This window comes from Pseudomonas sp. MAG002Y (assembly GCF_019400845.1).
Taxonomy (GTDB): domain Bacteria; phylum Pseudomonadota; class Gammaproteobacteria; order Pseudomonadales; family Pseudomonadaceae; genus Chryseomonas; species Chryseomonas luteola.
The window spans coordinates 93,263-113,247 of the sequence record NZ_WOEJ01000010.1 but is presented as its reverse complement, the minus strand read 5'-3'; the positions used below and the strand labels follow the sequence as shown (position 1 = coordinate 113,247).

19 protein-coding genes are annotated in these 19,985 nt (G+C 54.1%); 11 read left to right on the top strand and 8 right to left on the bottom strand.

Annotated features, from left to right (window positions below; all coding sequences use genetic code 11):
* Positions 1 to 111: 111 nt before the first annotated feature.
* Entirely contained in the window at positions 112 to 1,281 is a 1,170-nt protein-coding gene (locus GM154_RS15590; protein WP_219652716.1) for a zinc-dependent alcohol dehydrogenase, read from the top strand.
* Positions 1,282 to 1,292: 11 nt separating this feature from the next.
* The gene (locus GM154_RS15585) at positions 1,293 to 1,847 is read left to right on the top strand and encodes a hypothetical protein (RefSeq protein WP_219652715.1); all 555 of its coding nucleotides are present in this window, start codon (positions 1,293 to 1,295) and stop codon (positions 1,845 to 1,847) included.
* 47 nt (positions 1,848 to 1,894) lie between these two features.
* Here the strand turns inward: GM154_RS15585 and GM154_RS15580 are convergent, their stop codons facing one another.
* A complete protein-coding gene (locus GM154_RS15580) occupies positions 1,895 to 4,075 on the bottom strand; it encodes a bifunctional diguanylate cyclase/phosphodiesterase (protein ID WP_219652714.1) in 2,181 nt (726 codons plus the stop codon).
* A gap of 214 nt (positions 4,076 to 4,289) precedes the next feature.
* Between GM154_RS15580 and GM154_RS15575 the strand changes: the two genes are divergently transcribed.
* Positions 4,290 to 5,576, top strand: coding sequence for a site-specific integrase (locus GM154_RS15575; protein ID WP_219652713.1), 1,287 nt, complete (start codon positions 4,290 to 4,292; stop codon positions 5,574 to 5,576).
* A 354-nt stretch (positions 5,577 to 5,930) separates the two neighbouring features.
* Positions 5,931 to 6,539 carry a PH domain-containing protein gene (locus GM154_RS15570; protein WP_219652712.1) on the top strand — a complete coding sequence of 203 codons (609 nt, stop codon included), beginning with the start codon at positions 5,931 to 5,933 and terminating at the stop codon, positions 6,537 to 6,539.
* 73 nt (positions 6,540 to 6,612) lie between these two features.
* On the opposite strand, the gene thpR is transcribed toward GM154_RS15570, so the two are convergent.
* From thpR to GM154_RS15535, 7 genes are all read right to left on the bottom strand, one after another.
* Positions 6,613 to 7,128 carry an RNA 2',3'-cyclic phosphodiesterase gene (gene thpR, locus GM154_RS15565; RefSeq protein WP_074826498.1) on the bottom strand — a complete coding sequence of 172 codons (516 nt, stop codon included), beginning with the start codon at positions 7,126 to 7,128 and terminating at the stop codon, positions 6,613 to 6,615.
* 57 nt (positions 7,129 to 7,185) lie between these two features.
* Complete coding sequence (locus GM154_RS15560; protein ID WP_010798326.1) at positions 7,186 to 7,575, bottom strand: RidA family protein; 390 nt, start codon at positions 7,573 to 7,575, stop codon at positions 7,186 to 7,188.
* A 9-nt stretch (positions 7,576 to 7,584) separates the two neighbouring features.
* The gene (locus GM154_RS15555; protein WP_219652711.1) at positions 7,585 to 9,045 is read right to left on the bottom strand and encodes an amidohydrolase family protein; all 1,461 of its coding nucleotides are present in this window, start codon (positions 9,043 to 9,045) and stop codon (positions 7,585 to 7,587) included.
* A gap of 2 nt (positions 9,046 to 9,047) precedes the next feature.
* Complete coding sequence (locus GM154_RS15550) at positions 9,048 to 9,908, bottom strand: MurR/RpiR family transcriptional regulator (protein WP_219652710.1); 861 nt, start codon at positions 9,906 to 9,908, stop codon at positions 9,048 to 9,050.
* Positions 9,908 to 11,257: a gluconate:H+ symporter gene (locus GM154_RS15545; RefSeq protein ID WP_219652709.1), complete on the bottom strand. Its 1,350-nt coding sequence runs from the start codon at positions 11,255 to 11,257 to the stop codon at positions 9,908 to 9,910. The genes GM154_RS15550 and GM154_RS15545 overlap by 1 nt, the downstream gene beginning before the upstream one ends.
* A 53-nt stretch (positions 11,258 to 11,310) precedes the next feature.
* Entirely contained in the window at positions 11,311 to 12,462 is a 1,152-nt protein-coding gene (locus GM154_RS15540) for an amino acid deaminase (RefSeq protein WP_216822612.1), read from the bottom strand.
* Between the two features lie 248 nt (positions 12,463 to 12,710).
* Positions 12,711 to 13,967 carry a lipase family protein gene (locus GM154_RS15535; protein WP_258019862.1) on the bottom strand — a complete coding sequence of 419 codons (1,257 nt, stop codon included), beginning with the start codon at positions 13,965 to 13,967 and terminating at the stop codon, positions 12,711 to 12,713.
* A gap of 224 nt (positions 13,968 to 14,191) precedes the next feature.
* Here GM154_RS15535 and GM154_RS15530 point away from each other — a divergent pair, with 224 nt between their 5' ends.
* From GM154_RS15530 to GM154_RS15500, 7 genes are all read left to right on the top strand, one after another.
* Positions 14,192 to 14,356: a hypothetical protein gene (locus tag GM154_RS15530; RefSeq protein WP_010798332.1), complete on the top strand. Its 165-nt coding sequence runs from the start codon at positions 14,192 to 14,194 to the stop codon at positions 14,354 to 14,356.
* A 166-nt stretch (positions 14,357 to 14,522) separates the two neighbouring features.
* Entirely contained in the window at positions 14,523 to 15,311 is a 789-nt protein-coding gene (tcyJ, locus tag GM154_RS15525) for a cystine ABC transporter substrate-binding protein (RefSeq protein ID WP_219652708.1), read from the top strand.
* Positions 15,308 to 15,976 (top strand): cystine ABC transporter permease, encoded by a 669-nt coding sequence (tcyL, locus tag GM154_RS15520; protein WP_219652707.1) that lies wholly within the window; start codon positions 15,308 to 15,310, stop codon positions 15,974 to 15,976. The genes tcyJ and tcyL overlap by 4 nt, the downstream gene beginning before the upstream one ends.
* Before the next feature lie 3 nt (positions 15,977 to 15,979).
* On the top strand, positions 15,980 to 16,732 hold the full coding sequence (tcyN, locus tag GM154_RS15515; RefSeq protein ID WP_219652706.1) for an L-cystine ABC transporter ATP-binding protein TcyN: 753 nt from the start codon (positions 15,980 to 15,982) through the stop codon (positions 16,730 to 16,732).
* Between the two features lie 279 nt (positions 16,733 to 17,011).
* A complete protein-coding gene (locus GM154_RS15510) occupies positions 17,012 to 18,211 on the top strand; it encodes an MFS transporter (protein WP_219652705.1) in 1,200 nt (399 codons plus the stop codon).
* Between the two features lie 203 nt (positions 18,212 to 18,414).
* A complete protein-coding gene (locus GM154_RS15505) occupies positions 18,415 to 19,191 on the top strand; it encodes a siderophore ferric iron reductase (protein WP_219652704.1) in 777 nt (258 codons plus the stop codon).
* Positions 19,172 to 19,942, top strand: a complete 771-nt coding sequence (locus GM154_RS15500) for an ABC transporter ATP-binding protein (protein ID WP_244322578.1) — start codon at positions 19,172 to 19,174, stop codon at positions 19,940 to 19,942. Before GM154_RS15505 ends, GM154_RS15500 begins: the two co-directional genes overlap by 20 nt.
* Positions 19,943 to 19,985 lie beyond the last annotated feature (43 nt).

The window sequence follows — 19,985 nt, the reverse complement described above, 5'->3', positions numbered from 1 at the left end:
CATCACTGCCAAGGGAGTGGCCTTATTCATACAGCCCGCCCATGTCCCAGACAGGAGGGACCTTCACGCTGTTGGTGACGGGACTTTTCAACCAACGTTGGAAGAACGCGCATGAAAGCACTCTGTTGGCACGGGAAAAACGATATCCGCTACGACACCGTTCCGGACCCCAAGATCGAACACCCACGCGACGCTATTATTAAGACAACCAGCTGCGCCATTTGCGGCTCCGACCTTCACCTCTATGACCATTTCATTCCCGGCATGGAATGCGGCGATGTCATGGGCCATGAATTCATGGGAGAAGTGGTTGAGGTCGGCTCGGAAAACAAAGAGTTAAAGGTAGGCGATCGCATCGTCGTGCCATTCACCATCACCTGTGGCGAATGCGAGCAATGCAAACGCGGTAATTTCTCTGTCTGCGAGCGCTCGAACCGTCGTAAAGACCTGGGTGACAAAGTGTTTGGTCACTCCACAGCAGGCCTTTTTGGTTACTCGCACCTAACCGGCGGTTACGCAGGCGGGCAGGCCGAGTACGTACGTGTTCCGTTTGCAGATTCTACCCATGTAAAGGTTCCAAGCACGCTTACGGACGAACAGGTACTGTTCTTGGGCGATATTTTCCCCACGGGTTGGCAAGCTGCGGTGCAGTGTGACATTCAGCCTACTGATACCGTAGCGGTCTGGGGGGCGGGTCCGGTGGGTCAGTTTTGTGTGCGCAGCGCCATACTGCTGGGCGCCAAGCAGGTCGTGATGATCGATAACGTGCCTGAACGACTGCTCATGGCAGAAGCGGGCGGGGCGATAACCATCAACTTCGACAAGGAGAGCGTGGTTGAGCGTCTGAACGAGCTTACCCGCAGTAAGGGTCCTGAAAAATGCATTGATGCCGTAGGCCTTGAATCCCATGCGACGCGGTCGCTGGATGCCGTTTACGATCGGGTCAAGCAGGCGACCATGATGGAGAGTGATCGTCCTCATGTATTACGCGAGATGATCTATGTCTGTCGCCCGGCGGGCATTTTATCTATTCCGGGCGTTTACGGCGGATTGGTCGACAAGATTCCCATGGGGGCGCTCATGAATAAGGGGCTTACCATGCGCACCGGGCAAACGCACGTCAAACGTTGGACGGATGACCTGCTGCGCCGTATCGATGATGGACAGATCGACCCCTCATTCGTGATTACCCATACGGTAAGTCTCGACCAGGGCCCGGAAATGTATAAGACCTTCCGGGATAAACTCGACAACTGCATCAAGGTTGTTCTGAAACCTTGAGGGAGACGGCTATGACCATGCTTGAGAAATTTTCATCCCCCCAGCGATCACTAGGCGCTTCAGACAAGCTGGCCCGTGGCCTCGGCTTTTACAGCCTGGGTCTCGGTCTCCTGGAGTTGGCTGCTCCACGATTATTGACCCGCGCCCTGGGCATGGAAGGGTCGGAGAATATTGTTCGTGCCTATGGGGTGCGTGAGATTGTCAGTGGTGTCGGCGCGCTGAGTGACAACCCTACACCTGCGCTCTGGAGCCGTGTAGCGGGTGATGCCCTGGATCTGGCTACACTGGCGACCGGTCTGAGTGCCGATAATCCCAAGCGGGGAAACGTGAAAATCGCGATGGCTGTCGTGCTGGCTACCGCGTTGGTCGATGTCATGGCAACACGGGGCATCACGGAGCGCCACCATCGTCCACGACACATGCCTATACGTGACTACAGCGATCGATCCGGCTTTCCAAAGTCAATAAGCGACATGCGTGGTGCCGCAAGCGACTTTGAAACACCGGCTGATATGCGAGCCGATATCGGTAACGGTTATGCACGTGCAGATACCAGCCGCGCGTGATCAGAAACTAAAATGACAAGGCCTGCTTGAAAGCAGGCCTTGTCATTTCAGGCGAGGTGAGACTGGGAAAATGCGTTATTACCTATCTCATCAAGCAAGAACGCCTGAAGCTTTTCGAAGGGAAGAGGGCGACTGGGTAGAAACCCCTGGGCAAGGTCGCACTGGTTATCGATCAGAAAGGTAATCTGTTGCTGGGTTTCCACGCCTTCGGCAATGACTTTCAGATGTAGCTTGTGTCCCATGGCGATGATGGCTTCCGCCAGATCAAGGTCCCGCGCATTGTTGGGAATATCCTGAATGAACGAGCGGTCCACCTTGATAGCATCCAAGGGAAGCTGGCTCAGATACGCCAGTGATGAGTAACCTGTACCAAAGTCGTCAATGGACAACCGCACGCCAAGCTCACGCAACTGCCTTAGCTGCCCGATAACCTGGTCAATGTTGGCCATTAGCGCGTTTTCGGTTACTTCAAGTTCGAGAAACTGGGGCTCCAGGCGTGCCTGACTCAAGGCTTCCTGAACGTCGGATACGAGCGTTTCACGCTCCAGGCTGCGTACACAGCAGTTGACCGCGACTCCAATCTTGAAGCCTTGCCGATGCAGTTTCTTGATATCACGACAGGCTCGGCGAATCACCCAACGGTCAATATCAGCAATAAACCCGTTTGCTGTCGCAATGTCGATAAAGTTACCGGGCAGCAGCAGGCCTTGTTCGGGGTGCTGCCAGCGCACCAATGCCTCTACATGGCAAACCTTGCCGCTACTCAAGTCAAAGACGGGCTGGTAATACACGGTCAGATTATTACGACTTAATGCCTGTCGCAGTTCTTCCTCCATTTTTAGCTCAAGTGACGCTTTGCTCCTGAGCTGTTCCTGAAAGAAATACAGCATGTTGCGACCATTAGCCTTGGATTTATACAAGGCCAGATCGGCATGCTTCATGAGATCTTCACCGGTCGTTGCATCTTGCGGGAATAGGCTGGCCCCAATGGATGTGGTTATGACCATTTTTCGACCGGCCAGGATAATGGGCTCTTTCATCTTTTGCAGGATGCGGCGCCCCAACAGCTCGGCCTCATAATTCTCTTCAACGTTGGCAAGAATGCAAAATTCATCACCGCCCAGGCGTGCGATCAGGTCTCGCTCACGCAAGGCACTTTTCAGGCGCTGAGCCACAACACGCAACAACTCATCACCGGCATCATGACCTAATGAATCATTGATCCGCTTAAAGTTATCCAGATCCAGAAACAGCAGGGCCATGGAAGTGCCTTGGGCCGCGTGTTCATCCAGCCGCATCTGGATTTCCTTGTTGAAGGAATAGCGATTGTGCAGACCTGTAAGGGCGTCGAAATGAGCGACGTTATGGAGTGAAGCCTGTGTGCTATCGAGCTCGTGGAGCAGGGCGTTGACCCGTTCAAGATCTCGACGCTGGCTTTCCAGCTTCTTTCCTGCCCATACCGCCACCAAGCTGCAGCTGATAATAATCAGCGAAATAAAGGCCGTCGCGATACCTAGATAAGGTGAGTGATTGTCAACGTGCGCACCAGCGTCAAACGTCGAGCCGGCGGGGAGGGTAAAGGTAACGGCCGCCATACCACTGAAATGCATAGAGATAATACCTGCACCCAGCGCCAGACTCGCCGCCAGTTTCAACTTGAGCGGAGCAGGGTTGTTCGGCTGGCGTAGCTTCAAGATCAACATCATTGACCCGAGGCTGGCCAACATCGACACCACAATGGAAAGTGCAAATAACCAAGGGTCATAGTAGGCCGTTGCAGCAGATTGCATGGCGGCCATACCAATGTAATGCATGGCTGTAACCCCCAGGCCAATACTGATCGCCGCGCCGATATATTGCCTGACGGTAAGAGCAGGGCGACCAATCATGACCATGGCCAGCAAGGACGCCATGATAGCAATGACCAGCGAAAGGGCCGTGAGGCGATGGTCGTAATACACTGGAATCGGCATGACGAACGCCATCATGGCAAGGAAGTGCATCGACCAGATACCGCCGCCCAAACAAAAGGCACCGATCCAGCGCCACAGCATACGCGTTCGGCGATCATCCGCGACCGCAACATCAGCAAGGCTCAGCGCGGTATAACCGGCAGCAGTTGCAATCAGATAGGAAAAGACAACCAATAGAAAAGTGTGGCTATGCTCGACAGGCGAAAGGCCGGATTGCTGAAGATCTGTGAGAAAATGAATACCTAACCAGTCCACGGCGAGCCACCTTTAAAGCTGAAGGGCATTTGCCTATAAAAGTGAGATCAATCTCACACAGCTTAGTTCTTTAACGGTTCGTTGGAAGCGGCACGAGACGGCTTTCGTAAGTGCTTGTGTCTTCTATAAAATCCTATAAACAAGCCAAATTTCCGATTACGTCCATAATCGGAAATTGATATACTAAGAAACCTGCCTTTTCAGTGTTATTTCGATGCTTTTCTCGTCTAAACCCCAGCCTTTATTTGATACTTATGCCAGTTTTCTTGGGCTTAACGCTACGTCTTATGAGGCAGAACATACGTCTATCCTGAATTACCTGAAACGGTTTGAGCCCGGTATTCCGGCTAAAGACGATTATTTTCATGTGCGTGAATTTTTGCGCTCTTATGCCGGCTGGGAAACGACATTCAAAGCCTATCGCACCCAAGTTGAACGTCTCCTTCTGTGGAGCTGGATCAAGGAAGGGAGGTCTATCCTTTCGCTCCGCCGCCAGGATGCCGAGGCGTTCCTGGCATTCAGTCAGGAGCCTGACGAGGACTGGGTGGGCACCTCTGTTCGTCGCCGCTTCATTCTGAAAGATGGCAGCATGGAGCCCAATCCGTTGTGGCGCCCCTTTGGGATTCAGGGTGATAAAGCCTCACGCAAGCTTGCTGTCGAAACAGGAGACGACGATGACACTACCCCAGAACGCTATGAAATGGCTCAGGGTACGCTCAAGCAAGTCTTTGCAATCTGCAGCTCATTCTATGATTACCTCAATGATCAGGACGTATTGGTGGGTAATCCCTTTCGAGCGATCAAGCAGAAGAGCCGCTTCTTTCAAAAGAAAGCCAAGGCTGTCAGCGGCAAGGTTCTTGACCGCCTTCAATGGGAGTTCGTTATCGAAACAGCGGAATGGATGGCTGCAGAGGAGCCTGAAAAGCACGAGCGTACACTCTTTATCATAGCGACCCTGTTTTCACTCTACCTGCGAATCTCCGAACTTTCCGGGCGGCCCGGCTGGTCTCCCACCATGGACGTCTTTCAGAAAGACCCTGACGGTTCCTGGTGGTACGTTGCAATTGGCAAGGGCAACAAGGAGCGTCGCATCTCGGTCAGTGATGACATGCTGGTCTATCTCAAGCGCTACCGGGCCTTCCGCAATCTGACGCCGCTGCCATACGCCGGAGATCCTGCGCCGCTACTGACCAAACATAATGGACAAGGCGGCCTGACCGATCGGCAGATTCGCAACCTGGTACAGGAATGCTTCGACACGGCGCTTGTACGAATGAAACAGGAAGGTCGCAGCGAGGACGAAGTATCCAATCTGCGCGCAGCCAGCGCCCATTGGTTACGCCACACCAGCGCAACCTACGATGCACCCAGCAGACCACTTAAACACCTGCAGGAAGATCTTGGCCACGCCAAGGCGAGTACAACGCAAGACATTTACTACAACGCCATCAACCAGGAGCGAGCGGCGTCTGGTAAACAGCGACGTTTAAAGGATCAATAAAGAAGTGAGCCATAAAAAGCTCATATGGGGTTTCGCAGCGTTCAAGGCGCTGCCCCATGGCTCCATATCCAGAATACATAACTTCGCATAATGTATATTATGTTAAATTAGATATTAGCAAGCACTGACGCCTCTATCCCCTTTATGGGTTTTGGGTCTTAAACCTTCCTCTGGATCCGGTTAAGCCAAGACAGATTTTCTTGCCTCGTTAATGGGCCTTCCTACGCCTTGTCTTTTTCTTCCTGCCTGATACAACTGCCCAACTGAAATTCACTTTGCGTGTTCAGTAAACCTTTTCTGCGTGCGTGCAGCCTCGATGTTGCGCCTTATCCTGTCACTCAAGGAAAGCCTGGTATGTTCAAACGATTTGCAGCAGATGCTTTGGGACTAAGCGACATCGGATCGATTATCAAACCAGCAGACTTCGACAAGGTCGATGCGGACGACTATCTCTTTCACGAGGACGGTGAAAAGATTTTCTTTCTGATCAAATCGAAAAAGGATGAATACTGCTTTACCAATCTGGCGTTGATTCATGTGGACGGCGAATCTGCGGTATCGTCCAAGCGCACTATCAAACGCTACGATTACCTCAGCGAGCGTATTCAGAGCGTCATGATTGAAACGGCCGGCACGGTGGATCTAGATGTCGAGCTGAAATTCGTCATAGGTGGCAAACCCTTCAGCATCGATATCAAAAAGACCTTTCTTGAACAGGTCAAAGACATCTACAAGTCTCTGATCGGAATCAGCAAGATTCAGCACCTGGAAGAACTCAAGCGTGCCAATGCACTAAAAGTACTGGATATGACGGCCTCCATGTACAAGATTGCTAACCCAGCATCGCCTGAACACATAACCCAGCAATACACAGGTACCTTGGACACGCTGAATGCATTGATGCTGGAGACTTATATGACCCATGACTACAGCGCTGTATTCAGCAAGTATGTCCAGGCTTAAATATTCGCCAAGCAGCAATAGATAAAGTTTACATAAAAAGTAAAATGCGTAATGGGCGGCAGCTGTCACCGCCCTACTCTCCCGGACTGCCTTCAGCTACTGTCCATTCTTTTAAAGCTCTGTATTGCACGCTTCCCTGGCCGCTTTCCGATACAAACAAGGCAAAGCGCTCTACTGGCCACGCCAATGACGGTAGTCCACTTGGCCGACAGCGGCTTTTACGTGCAGCCGTCAGGTGTGGGATAAAGGGTCTGCGATCCAGCGGAACGCCCAAACTTTTCAGTCCCAGGTTTAGATCGTCAACCAGCGAAACCAGCGGCACTGGCGTCTGGGATGCAATCATGCTGATAAGCCCCTGATGCCAACGCTCGACGCGATCAAGCACGACCGTACATGGCTCAAAGCGTATGTGATCGCCTAGAGCCATAAGCGCGTCTATCTGTTCTTCTGGAATTTCACCCAGAAAAGCCAGTGTCATGTGAAGATTTTCAGGAGGAACCAGGCGCCCATCCATGCCCTGCTCCTTTCGCCAGGCGACTACACGTGTAATCACAGAGGCTGGGCACGGCAACGCAAAAAACATACGCATGATGATGGAATTCCTATAGTCAGAGCGATCAAACACTCTGACCCGGGAGCGGAGGCCTTATTCCGGTTTTTTGTAGGCGACGCAATCCACTTCGACTTTGCAGTCAATCACCATGCTCGATACTACACAGGCGCGTGCAGGCGGATGCTCGCCAAAATATTCCTTGAAGATCCTGTTGAACGACATGAAGTCACGAGGATCATCCAGCCATACACCGCAACGCACCACATGCTCCGGGCCGTAGCCGGCTTCCTTGAGAATGGCCATGACGTTATCCAGGCATTGGCGCGTTTGAGTGACGATGCCGCCTTCGACCACTTCTCCGTTGACCATAGGGGTCTGGCCCGAGACGTAGAGCCATCCATCAGCCTCAACAGCGCGCGCAAACGGCAGGTGCTGCCCGCCTGTCCCGCTACCACCCTCAACACCGTAACGTTTGATTGACATGTCATCCTCCTAATTAAAGTGTGTACGCAGGTCACCTTGCCGGGAAAGGAAGCGACCGTTTCTATGGGGAGTCAGTTGTTTAGCTGAATACGACAGGATTCCATTTACCCAAACCGCATCGATCCCTTCTGCAGCGACCTTGGGTGTCTTGAAGTCAGCGGCATCGTGCACGGTTCTGGGATCGAACAGGACCAGATCCGCCCAATAACCTTCTCTGATCAATCCGCGCTCGTGGAGTCCAAAACGGGCCGCTGAAAGCCCGGTCATCTTGTGCACCGCGGTATGCAGGGGAAACAGGCCCACGTCTCGACTGAAATGCCCCAGTACTCGCGGAAAAGCGCCCCACAAGCGAGGGTGCGGGAATGGGTCTTCGGGTAGACCGTCTGACCCGATCATCGACAGCGGATGAGTCAGAATACGCCTCACATCGTTTTCATCCATTCCGTAATACACCGCGCCGGCTGGCTGCAGATGTTTAGCGGCATCCAGTAGCGATACGCCCCACTCCGCTGCAATGTCGCTCAGGTCACGGCCGCTCACGTCAGGATAGGGTGTAGACCAGGTAATGGTGATGCGAAAATCAGCTGTTACCTGCTTGAGATCCAGCGTTGAGGAACTGGCCGAATAAGGATAACAATCGCACCCAACTGGATGATCCCGTGCTGCTTGCTCCAACGCCGCCAGAAGCTGTGGACTACGTCCCCAATTGCCTGCACCGGCACATTTGAGGTGCGAGACGATAACGGGCGCCTTCGCATGACGACCGATACGAAACGCTTCGTCCAAGGCCTCTAGTACAGGCTCGAATTCGCTACGCAAATGTGTGGTATATACCGCTCCGTAGGCGTCCAGCTCTAAGGCCAGCTCCATTACTTCGTCGGTACTTGCGTCATAGGCCGAGGCATAAGCGAGTCCTGTGGAAAGTCCCAGCGCGCCCTGCTCCAGACTTTCACGTAGCTGAGCCCGCATGGCAGCAATTTCGCCAGGCGTTGCCGTACGATAAAGGTCATCCATATGGTTGCTGCGCAGTGCTGTATGCCCAACGAGGGCAGCAACGTTTACCCCCGGATGCGCCTGTTCGATGGCTGACTTGTAATCGGCGAACGTCGGATAGACAAAGGCCGCTGCTGGCCCCAACAGGTTCATGGGATCTGGCGGCTCGCCTTTCAAGCTGACGGGAGAAGCGCTGATGCCACAATTACCTACGATAACAGTCGTTACACCCTGGCTTAGCTTGGGCAGCATCTCCGGCTGACGGATCACCACGGTATCGTCATGGGTATGAACATCAATGAAGCCCGGTGAAAGCACCCTCCCCGCGGCGTCAACCTCATGGGTTGCCGTTGCCCCACTTATGCATCCTATCTGTTCTATTCGACCGTTCTGTATAGCGATATCCGCCTGATAACCCGGCAAGTTGCTGCCATCGATCACCTGTGCATTGCGGATAAGAGCATCGTAGGTTGGCATTGCTAGTCTCCCAGCGGCAATCGCTCATCGCCGCCACGGTAGTCGTCCATGGCGAGCTTGATGCGCCGCAAGCGTTCCTGATTCGCTTCAGGTGCGCTCAATGCCAGCTCAGTAGCCAGAATATCCACGGCAAGCATCATTCCGTAGCGGGCGGCGGTAGGTTTATAGATAAAGTCTGTTTCAGCCAGAAACAGCGGCAGTACGACATCGGCCAGTTGGGCGACCGACGATGTTTCGGGTGCGATGGCCAGAATGCGAGCGCCGTACCCCTTGGCCAATCGCAACGACTCGACGAGTTCGGGCGTTATGCCTGTCATCGAGCAGGCAATTACAACCTGGTCATGGCTCAACGTGGCCGCTGTCAGGCGCATCAGAACCGGATCGTGATAAGCCGCTATGGGGTATCCCAGCCGAACCAGCCGGTACTGCAGTTCATCCGAAAAGATCGTGGAGCAACCGCCCATACCAAAGGCGTAAACCATGCGTGCCTCATGAACAAGTGCAACCGCCTGTGCAAAGGTTTGCTCATCGAAACAGGCCAGATGCTGGCGAAGCGTTGCTTCGATGTCACTGACGATATTGCCAAAGAATGCAGAATGCTCCGGTGCGTGTGTTCGGCCCAGAAACCGCGCTCCAACACCGCTGGCCTGAGCCAGCTGCAAGCGCAGGTCCCGCAAGTCCTTGCACCCTGCGCTGCGGGCAAAGCGGGACAAGGTCGCACTACTGACCTCAGCCCGTGTCGCCAGCTCGTCCAGGCTGGCGCTGGCTGCGAACGGCACATCCTCCAGGATCAGACGAGCGATACGTTGTTCGCCTGCACTCATATGCTCGAGACGTGCGCGGATTTGATACAGAATATCCATTACGGTACAGCCGCCAACGCTAATGTCAGAAGAAAGGCGATGATGGAAATCAAGGTTTCCAATACGGTCCACGTCTTGAACGTCTGGGTTACCGTCATGTTGAAATACTCCTTGATCAACCAGAACCCGCCGTCATTTACATGGGAAAAGATGACCGACCCTGCCCCGGTAGCCAGAACCAGCAGTTCAGGGTGTGGATAGCCTAACCCTAACGCAACAGGCGCGACGATGCCTGAAGCCGTGGTCATGGCGACCGTGGCCGAGCCGGTGGCAATGCGCATCAGCGCAGCAAAAAGCCACCCCATCATCAGGGGTGACAGGTTGAATTCCCGGGCCAGTCCAACGATTTCAGTGGTTACACCGGCATCGATAAGGATTCGGTTGAGCCCTCCACCAGCGCCTACCAGTAATGTGATCGTGGCCGTTGGAGCCAGGCACTCATTGGTAAATTTCAGGATCGCATCGCGGTTGAAGCCTTGAGCCAGCCCTAACGTCCAAAAACTCACCAATGTGGCAACCAGCAGTGCAATCACGGAGTTGCCGATAAATTGCAGAAACTGATTGAAGACGCTACCCGGCGTTGAAATCAGGTTGGCCCAGCCACCCATCAACATCAGCACAACGGGCAGGATAATCGTACCGATTGTGACGCCAAAACCAGGCAGCTGTTTACGAGGCTCACGCTCGGTAAACTGCTCGGCCAGTGGGTTTTCGGCTGGTAACTGAATCTTTGGAACGATGAACCTGGCGTAGACCGGTCCGGCAAGAATAGCCGTCGGAATACCTACGAGAACCGCATAGAAGAGCGTCTGCCCTACCGAGGCATGATAGGACTGCACGGCCAGCATGGCAGCAGGATGCGGCGGAACGAGCGCATGCACAACCGACAACCCCGCTACCATAGGCAGGCCTACCATCAGGATAGAGACACCTACACGGCGGGCCACGGTAAAGGCGATAGGAACCAGCAGCACGAAGCCCACTTCAAAAAACAGGGGCAGCCCCACGAGAAAGGCAATGCAGACCATCGCCCAATGGGCATTGCGCTCGCCGAACCTGGCAATCAGGGTACGAGCGACCTGCTCTGCGCCGCCTGACTCGGCCATCATCTTGCCGAGCATGGTGCCCAATGCCACGACCAGGGCGATATGCCCAAGCGTCTTACCGACGCCGGCCTCATAAGAAGCAACAATCGTATTGGCTGGCATACCGGCGACCAGAGCCAGTCCTACCGATACCAGGGTAATCACGATAAAGGGATTCAGCCGATACCGCGCAATCAAGACAATCAACGCAATGATGGCCACTACGGCATAGATCAGAAGCCAGAACCCGGTAGAAGGCGTCATCGAGCATTCCTCGTGCCTGAATCCGTCCATGGCTGGACGGCATAACGTCATTGTTAGAAGTAGGTGGCAACAGCTCCGGTGACGCGGTATTGCTCATCTACCAGGAGGAGCTGCTTCCATTTATCGAACGTGAGACATGGATGAGAAATATCGAAACACAGCATGTCCCCTACCTGCAGATCCGCCTCGGGTGGTACGTCCATAAAGGCATGCTGATCCATCATGGCGCTGATCTTCCAGGCTGCAGGCGCCTCCATTGGAGAGGCGGAATGACCGGGCCGAAAATGCAGCGTGGGAACAGGGAAACCGGCATCGAACGCCGCATCACGCTTGCCCAGTGCAATGATGGCGCGGCCCGGCTCGGGTCGTGATTGCACATAGGCCCAAAGTTGCAAGGCTGGCAGAAGGCTGCGCTGCATTTCCTGTGCAACAGGGTTATTGGCTTGAATACGTGCCTCGGCCGCTTTGTAGATACCTACGTCATGGGTGAGATAGCAGCCGGGGCGTAACACAATATCCAAAGGCAGCCCCGTCTGAGGAAGCGCAAACTCCTCGGCAACCAGATCGAACCAGGCAGACCCAGCGCCTGATAGGATAATGCGAGGCTCGGCAAACCCGCTTTCATCAGCTATGGCACGCGTCCTTGCTACGGTTTGCTTAAGAAAATCACGGATTTCGGCCTCCTCTTTCAGGACCCCCTCGTAGACCTCAATCCCTACCAGGGCCAGTGCCTGCGGCCAGCGTGAAATGGCGTCTCGCACTGCCCTTTCCTGCTCCTCATTACGCACGCCAGTACGACCGCCTGATACGCCATATTCGAGTAAAACCCGAAGGCGTTGACCTCTCTCACTGAAATAACGTCCTAGGCTTTCGACGTTTTGAGAGGAATCAACCACACAACAAAAGCTGAAACCGGGATCGGCCTCTTGCAGATCGGCAATCAGGGCCATATTGGCTTTGCCAACCAGCTGATTGGCCATTAGCACACGCCGTATCCCGTGGGTAAACGCTACGCGAACCTGTGGTGCAGTGGCGAGCGTAATACCCCAAGCCCCCGCCTCCATTTGCCGCTTGAACAATGCCGGGCTCATGGTGGTTTTACCATGCGGCGCAAGCTGTACGCCGTATCGCTCCATGAACTGCTTCATCCACTGCAGGTTATGCTCGATACGCTGCTCCCGCAGTACCGCAACAGGCAGACTCACGTCCTCCTTCAAGATATCCCACCCCGAGGCGGCAACTTCTTGGGTAGAGACAGTACCCGCTAACGAACCGAGACCCTTTCCGAGTCCATTGACTTGTTCAGATGCAGCATGGTGAGGCTTCACAGCGATTCCCTTGCCTGGTTTTTGAAAGCAACATACACCGAAGCGAGGTTTTATCAATTGATCATGAAAACTAATTTCATAAGCAGAAGACCTGATGCCGTTATTGGATAAAAACAGGTCGTAATTTAGGGAGAGGTTGTGCTTTTGGCAGGGCATGTAGAGACAATGGGCTCGTCTGTCATGACTTTGTGAGCAAAGCTCAATGCATCCTTTTGAGAGACCAGCCAAGCCCCTGAGTGGCTTTCGCCCTTATATACATGAGCCTCAATTGTCGTACCGGCATTGCAGGCCTCCTGAACCAGTAGCTGCTGCCCCTCCGGACGAACATCCCGGTCCGCATCGCCGGTTCCGACAAACAAGGGCTGGTCCAGCTTCAAGGTATTGAAGCGATATTGAGGCAAAAGAATCTTGGCCATCGTCTTTACCGCCTCGGGTTGAACCGTATTAGCCTGAGTGAGGCCCGCCTGCATGACCTCTCGTGCCAAGGTGCCCACACACAAGCGGGCGGCCTTTTCGAATAACGGCATGGCTTTTGGCGTAAACAGCGTCGAAGCATCGGTTACTGGCTGCCTCTGATGGGCAACCAGCGCTACGTAAAACATATAGGCAATGCCGGGATCCACCTGGTTAGGATCTACCCCCGAGACGGTCATCGTTCTTTCCGTCAGATACGGTATACCTGTGACTATCGTGCCCTTGATATCCAGCTCCGGCGCATACTCCTTGGCAAATCCGGCCGTCGCAAAGGCCGCTCCGCCCCCTTGGGACTGTCCTGCCACGATCACCTTGTTGGCGATGGGATATCGTCCATCCGTAACGGCGCGGATACTATCGAGCACACCGTAGGCCTCGGAGCGCTTGGTCAGGTAGGGATGCAAACCGGGCGTGCCAAGCCCCTCATAATCCGTCGCGACAATGGCGTAACCCTGCTTAAGCCAGCGATTCAAGTAATCTTTGTAAACGGTTGGTGCTTCATTCCAGGACGGCGCGCAGACATCGGCTACGCCTACTGTTCCATGAGCCCACGCCAGCAACGGCCACCCTCCCTCAGGCGGTTGCCCTTTGGGAACGAACAACTGACCAGAGACCGTAATGGGCGAGCTGTCCAGACCGCTCACTGACGTGTAAAGAATACGAAACTGCCCTTCTGCATCCTCCAACCGATTTTGTGGGGGAAGTGGCTCACTGCGCAGCAACTCACCTGCAGCGGTTGGAATAGGTTTATCCCACCGATAGAACGTTGAAACGCCACCGTCCCCCGAATCCCAGGATTCCTGAGCCTTGGCTGACTCTATTCCCATTATTAACAACTGGGCACTGACCAGCAGAGTTGCTCTGAGCAGTCCTCTACGTTCATGAACAGGTCTTGCTCTGAATGACATCGTACTGTCTCTCCGCAGAGTTTATGGGACGGCTTTTATGCAAGACAGCGACGACGGCTCATGGTTTGATCAACGCCCTTTTGACCTGCTGCGCCGTACCAGAAATAGGAGTGCGAAGACTCGCACAGTTAAAAAACCGAAGACCGTCTATCCTGTTTTTGCTTGTCGTACCGCTTCGCTTGGAATACTGTATATCCAAACAGGAAAAGGACTGAGGTTGCATTATGTCGCTTGATCAAGCGGAAATGACAGTTAAGCAAGACCTGGAATGTGCTCTGGCATCGCTGGACATGCAGCGTGACGATTTTCTCGAACTGGCGCGCGGCATCAGACAGAAAATCTCGGAAGAGACTGAGGAAGCCGTTGAGCTGGAAGCCAATCTTGGCTGATTGCTCTTGAGTTAAACGGTACTTTCCCCGCTGCGGCTGCACCTGATCAGCCGCACGCTAATTTCCTGATTAAAGCTTTTTGCTATATCTATAGCGCCGGAAGCTATTTTATTAGCCCACTTGTGTAATCTTATAGTTCTAAATCCTTACGTTATGGAATAAGAACATGAGAACCGCTCTGCGTCGTTATTTCACGTTTGCAAGCCTGGCTCTGGCACTCGGTATCTCCGTTAATGCCCATGCAGAAGACCTGTTAAAGGAAGTCAAGCAGCGCGGTACGCTGGTGGTTGGGCTTGAGGGTACTTACCCTCCTTTCAGTTACCAGGATGAAAACGGCAAGCTGACCGGTTTTGAAGTCGAGTTTGCCCAGGCGCTGGCCAAAGAAATGGGCGTACAGCCAAAAATCCAGCCGGGCAAATGGGATGGTTTATTGGCCGCGTTGGATTCCAAGCGTCTGGATGTGGTGATCAATCAGGTCACCATTAGCGAAGAGCGCAAGAAAAAATATGATTTTTCGACGCCCTATACGGTCTCCGGTGTCCAGGCAATGACTCGCAAGAACGCGCAGGACACCATCAAGAAGCCGGAAGACTTGGCCAACAAGAAGGTGGGTGTTGGTCTTGGTACCAATTATGAGCAATGGCTCAAGGAAAACGTACCACAGGCTGATGTTCGCACTTATGAAGACGACCCAACCAAGTTTCAGGACCTGCGTGTAGGTCGGATCGATGCCGTTCTGGTAGACCGACTGGCTGCCTTTGAAATGGCTGCCAAAACCGGCAACCAGTTTGTACCGGCAGGCGAACCGTTCAATCGCCAGGAGTCGGGCGTGGCCGAGCGCAAGGGAAATCCTGAATTCCATGCCGCCATCGACCAGGCCATTGCCAAGATGAAAGCTGATGGCACGCTGGCCAAGCTCTCACAGAAGTGGTTCAAGGCTGACGTCACTCAATGAGCGAATCCAGCCTTCAACTGATACTGGATTCGCTTCCGTTTCTGCTCAAAGGTGCTGTCTGGACTGTACTACTCAGTCTGGGCGGCATGTTTTTCGGGCTGGTGCTGGGGTTCTTTCTGGCGCTGATGCGGCTTAGCCAAAACATGGTAGTGCGTGCAGTAGCGCGGGTATACGTGTCCTTCTTTCGAGGCACCCCACTGCTTGTGCAGCTGTTTATGATCTATTACGGCTTGCCTGAGATAGGCATTCAACTGGATGCTCTGCCTTCCGCGCTTGTAGGCTTCTCGCTAAATATGGCCGCCTATGTTTGTGAAATTCTCAGAGCCGCCATTGCGTCGATTGATCGTGGACAATGGGAGGCAGCTGCCAGCATCGGCATGACACGGACACAGACACTGCGTAGGACTATCCTTCCTCAAGCAGCCCGTACGGCGCTTCCACCATTGGGTAACAGTTTTATTTCCCTAGTAAAAGACACGTCACTAGCAGCCGTCATTCAAGTACCGGAGCTGTTTCGTCAGGCGCAACTCATTACAGCGCGTACCTTTGAAATCTTCAGCATGTATCTAACGGCAGCATTGATCTACTGGGTTCTGGCCAGCACCCTGGCGGCGTTGCAGAACACGCTGGAAAATCGGGTAAACCGGCATGATCAGGAGCGTTGAGTCATGATTGAAGTACGTAACCTGACCAAGTCATTCAATGGCCAGCCGGTGCTCAAGGGGATCAATCTGGATGTAGCAGCGGGCGAAGTCGTTGCCATTATTGGCCCCAGTGGCTCCGGCAAGACCACCCTGCTTCGTTGCCTGAATCTTCTTGAAACGCCCGATAAAGGCCGTATCCGCGTTGCAGATATCGCTATTGATGCAAGTCAGAACCTGAACTCGCAGCAGAGCCAGATTCGGACGCTCCGCCAACGCGCCGGCTTCGTATTTCAAAGTTTTAACCTTTTTCCTCATCGTACGGCTCTGGAAAACGTGATTGAAGGGCCGATTGTGGTCAAACGGGAGGCCAGGGAATCCGCCGAAGCCCGGGGCCGGGCATTACTGGCGAAAGTAGGCTTGGCGGGCAAGGAAGATGCGTATCCCAGACGGCTATCCGGCGGACAGCAGCAGCGCGTTGCCATTGCCCGTGCGCTGGCGATGCAGCCCGACGTTATTCTCTTTGATGAGCCCACGTCAGCCCTTGATCCTGAGCTGGTCGGTGAGGTGCTGACAGTCATTCGTGACTTGGCCGATGAGCAGCGGACCATGGTAATCGTGACGCACGAGATGAGCTTCGCCCGTGACGTGGCGCATCGCGTGCTGTTTGTCGATCAGGGCGTGATCGTGGAACAAGGAGAAGCTAAGGCGCTGTTTGCCAATCCCCAGGAAGAACGGACGCAACGGTTCTTGAGCAAGTTCAGAAGCCATGAAGGTTAGATACTAACCTCCATGGCCTGTTGGTCACTGCTTGTCGGGCCACCTCGGTTAACAGCTGGAGCAGCCTATTAACCGAGGTGGCCCGAGATCACTTGGCGCTGTTCCGAGCCAATCAGTGCTTTTAAACGATAAACATATTTAATGCATGACTATATCGCTTTCGATGCTTGTAACGGCTTGTAATCGAGAATGCAAAGAATACGCATAATCAAACAGTCGCTTTCTTGTTGATCCGCATGCATGATTTGCGGCCTTTTCAGCTGGCTGAGCCCGTTCGCTATGAATTTACGTTTTTGCCTCATTGCCATGACGGCTCTGGCAGTCATTGGCGATAACATGCTCATTCCCTTTTATCCGCAGTACTTTGCCAGCCGTTTTGACGATCCTTGTCCCGAGCAGGTCGGTGCCTACCTGGCTGCTATTTGCGTTGTTGTCATGTTTGCCTTTCCTCTCTGGGCCAAGCTGGCCAAGCGCGTGCATCCTATCCGGATCCTGATCTGGACACAGCTGGCTGCGGGGCTGCTCAGCGTATGCTGCTATACCATCGACTCCCTGCCCTTGTTCTGGGTTGTCTCACTAGGCATGGTGGTCTTCAAGGGCAGCTATCTCTTGATGTATCCCTATGTGATGAGTCTGGAAGCCAAGGAAAGCCACACGCGAACCATTGGCACCTTGTCGGTGGTGGTGCATTTCGGAGCCATCTTTGGCGCAGCTGTGGGCGGGCTGGTTCTCCAGGCGCTGGAAATGGGCGAAGTGTTCCTGATCATGGCGCTGGGCGACTTCATTCAGATGGCAATCTGTATGCGTCTGATGCGAGACAAGCCTCCCGCTTCGGGAGAAGCTCCAGCCTCCAGCGAAACCCCGGAACAGTCTGCAACCGAAGTGCCTATCGCCAAACCAGGTAGCCACCTGATCATTTACAAGCTCTGTCTGATCATGTTGCTGTTCTACTTCAGTGCCTATGTCATTCGACCGTTCTTCTCGGTTTACTGGCAACAGGTTTCCGCTCTGGAAAATGAGCTCGTCACCGGCTTCGTCTATTCGCTGCCAGGCGCTGTAGCGCTAGTCGCACTCTGGTGGAGCAAGCGAGCCAGCCAACAAGGCCATGCCTGGGAAGGTATACTGTCCGCCCTGCTGCTTGGCGTCTGCGGTATTTTCATTCAGGGCATTGAAAACGAAGTGGCCATCCTAGGAGGTCGTTTGCTGTTCGGCTGGGCCTTGTATCAGGTCACGGTGCGCCTGGATGCGCTCATGTTCGAGATGAGCAAGCCCGAGGCATATGCTGTGGACTTCAGCAAGGTCAATTTTTTCCAAAGTCTGGGTGTCATGTGTTCATCCTATGGCGCTGGGCTTCTCGTCAGCCATTTCACGCTTTCTACGCCGTTCTGGGTAGGCGCAGCCGGCCTGCTGCTCACGGCAGTTCTCTTTCCGCTACTGGTTAAAGCGCCCAACAAGGCTACAACAGCAGTCAAGGCGTAAATGGTTGAGGCGGTGGCAACCCTCTGCCACCGCTCACCCTGTTCCGCTCATCGCAATCTAGCGAAATGTGACACCTGGATTGCTAATGATAATTTGATGCATTTGTATTTAAGTGTTTAAATCGGCATTTCCGAGCATGTCCTCCCGAACGGCCGAACCAGGCGTTCGGGAGATGACATCCAACCTCGTTCTGGGTCCGACGTATGACGATTCAGGTAAAGACCGATCTTACCCGCCTGCTGGATCTTTCCGCCCTTTCCTATTTAGGGCTCAAGGGAACGATAGGCCCTGCAGGCCCGGATGACCTCACCTGCGGCAGTGCCGAAAATCATGTGCGCGTTGCAGCGCTTTATGACCACTGGCAGCAGGCCCATCCGGAGGCCGGCCCCCATTACTGGTCAGCGCGTAGCTGGACGCTCCTGGTCTGGCAGCCGATCTACCTGACGATTCTGGGTGTCCACCTCGGTCGATGTATTCCTTCTCTCGATCAGTTTGCCCAGCGCGTGCACCACGGGTTCGTGGCAGGGTTTTACCTGCATGATCATTGTCCCTATATCGCCGACCAGGACACATTGATTCGTGTCGCCGCCAAGCAATTACAGAACCTTTGCGAACGGCAGCTGGAAGAAGCAGGCACGGTTTTCAAGCTCAACCCGAAAATGGCCCGCCGTCTGGCAGCAGACTGTGTACTGGCAGCCCTTCTCTATGTGCAGAACAACCTGCGCGAAACGCTATGCAACACCCGTATGCGTGTGCTGGAAGGTATGTGGCTAGAAGCGCTGGGCCTCAAGGACAACAGCGAGCTGATCTGCATTGCGCTTGACGACGGACAAGAGCGGCTGGCGCTTGGGCGCAAGGTCTGCTGCCAACACTTCCGCCGCGCAGATGGCGAATTATGCAGCACCTGCCCCAAGCTCAAGCAGGAAGAGCGCATTGCCCGTTTACGACAGGAGTTAACCCTTGAAGCTGCAACTCACTGATATCCGCGTCAACCGCGGCGGACGACTCATTCTGAGTCTGGACCAGCTGCGGCTTGCCGGAAATGAGCTGACAGTCATTCTAGGGCATAACGGTTCCGGCAAGTCGACATTGATGAACCTGCTGGCGCGTCAGACCGTGCCCGACAGTGGCAGGATCGAGCTGGACGACCAGCCCATCGCACGGTTGAGCCAGCGGGAATTTGCGCGGCTGATTGCCTTTCTGCCTCAGCGGTTGCCGGAAGTCGCCGGGCTTACAGTACGTGAACTGGTGCGCCTGGGCCGTTTTCCCTGGCGCGGTCTGTTAGGCCGCTGGCAGCGTGAAGATCTGACGATCATCGAGCGAGCCATGCAACAAACCGATGTGGCACATTATGCCGATCACCTGACCGACACCCTTTCCGGCGGCGAACGGCAACGGGCCTGGATTGCGATGCTGCTAGCCCAAGAATCGCCACTGATTCTGCTGGATGAACCCACATCGGCCCTGGACCTCTCTCACCAGTATGAGCTGATGGGCCTTTTACATGAGCTGAACCAGAAGACCGGACGCGGAATTGTCGTCATTCTGCACGACATCAATCTGGCTACACGTTATGCCGACCGTATCGTTGCCCTCAAGCAGGGTCGGCTGTTCTTTGACGGGACGCCACAGGCCTTGTTGTCCAGTCGTTTGCTATCCGAGCTGTACGAGATCGATATTCAACTCATTGAGCAGCCTGCGGCGCAGCGCAAGATTGCGGTTGTTGCCTGAAGATGCACGTTACCCGCACCGGGACGGGCGTCCCGTCCAGAAC

Bases quoted from the DNA above. Each gene is read 5' to 3' on its own strand.
- GM154_RS15590 (WP_219652716.1), top strand. From the start codon at position 112: ATGAAAGCACTCTGTTGGCACGGGAAAAACGATATCCGCTACGACACC.
- tcyL (WP_219652707.1), top strand. From the start codon at position 15,308: ATGAGCGAATCCAGCCTTCAACTGATACTGGATTCGCTTCCGTTTCTG.
- tcyJ (WP_219652708.1), top strand. From the start codon at position 14,523: ATGAGAACCGCTCTGCGTCGTTATTTCACGTTTGCAAGCCTGGCTCTG.
- GM154_RS15575 (WP_219652713.1), top strand. From the start codon at position 4,290: ATGCTTTTCTCGTCTAAACCCCAGCCTTTATTTGATACTTATGCCAGT.
- GM154_RS15535 (WP_258019862.1), bottom strand. From the start codon at position 13,967: ATGTCATTCAGAGCAAGACCTGTTCATGAACGTAGAGGACTGCTCAGA.
- thpR (WP_074826498.1), bottom strand. From the start codon at position 7,128: ATGCGTATGTTTTTTGCGTTGCCGTGCCCAGCCTCTGTGATTACACGT.
- GM154_RS15570 (WP_219652712.1), top strand. From the start codon at position 5,931: ATGTTCAAACGATTTGCAGCAGATGCTTTGGGACTAAGCGACATCGGA.
- GM154_RS15555 (WP_219652711.1), bottom strand. From the start codon at position 9,045: ATGCCAACCTACGATGCTCTTATCCGCAATGCACAGGTGATCGATGGC.
- GM154_RS15585 (WP_219652715.1), top strand. From the start codon at position 1,293: ATGACCATGCTTGAGAAATTTTCATCCCCCCAGCGATCACTAGGCGCT.
- GM154_RS15545 (WP_219652709.1), bottom strand. From the start codon at position 11,257: ATGACGCCTTCTACCGGGTTCTGGCTTCTGATCTATGCCGTAGTGGCC.
- GM154_RS15505 (WP_219652704.1), top strand. From the start codon at position 18,415: ATGACGATTCAGGTAAAGACCGATCTTACCCGCCTGCTGGATCTTTCC.
- GM154_RS15510 (WP_219652705.1), top strand. From the start codon at position 17,012: ATGAATTTACGTTTTTGCCTCATTGCCATGACGGCTCTGGCAGTCATT.
- tcyN (WP_219652706.1), top strand. From the start codon at position 15,980: ATGATTGAAGTACGTAACCTGACCAAGTCATTCAATGGCCAGCCGGTG.
- GM154_RS15550 (WP_219652710.1), bottom strand. From the start codon at position 9,908: ATGGATATTCTGTATCAAATCCGCGCACGTCTCGAGCATATGAGTGCA.
- GM154_RS15530 (WP_010798332.1), top strand. From the start codon at position 14,192: ATGTCGCTTGATCAAGCGGAAATGACAGTTAAGCAAGACCTGGAATGT.
- GM154_RS15560 (WP_010798326.1), bottom strand. From the start codon at position 7,575: ATGTCAATCAAACGTTACGGTGTTGAGGGTGGTAGCGGGACAGGCGGG.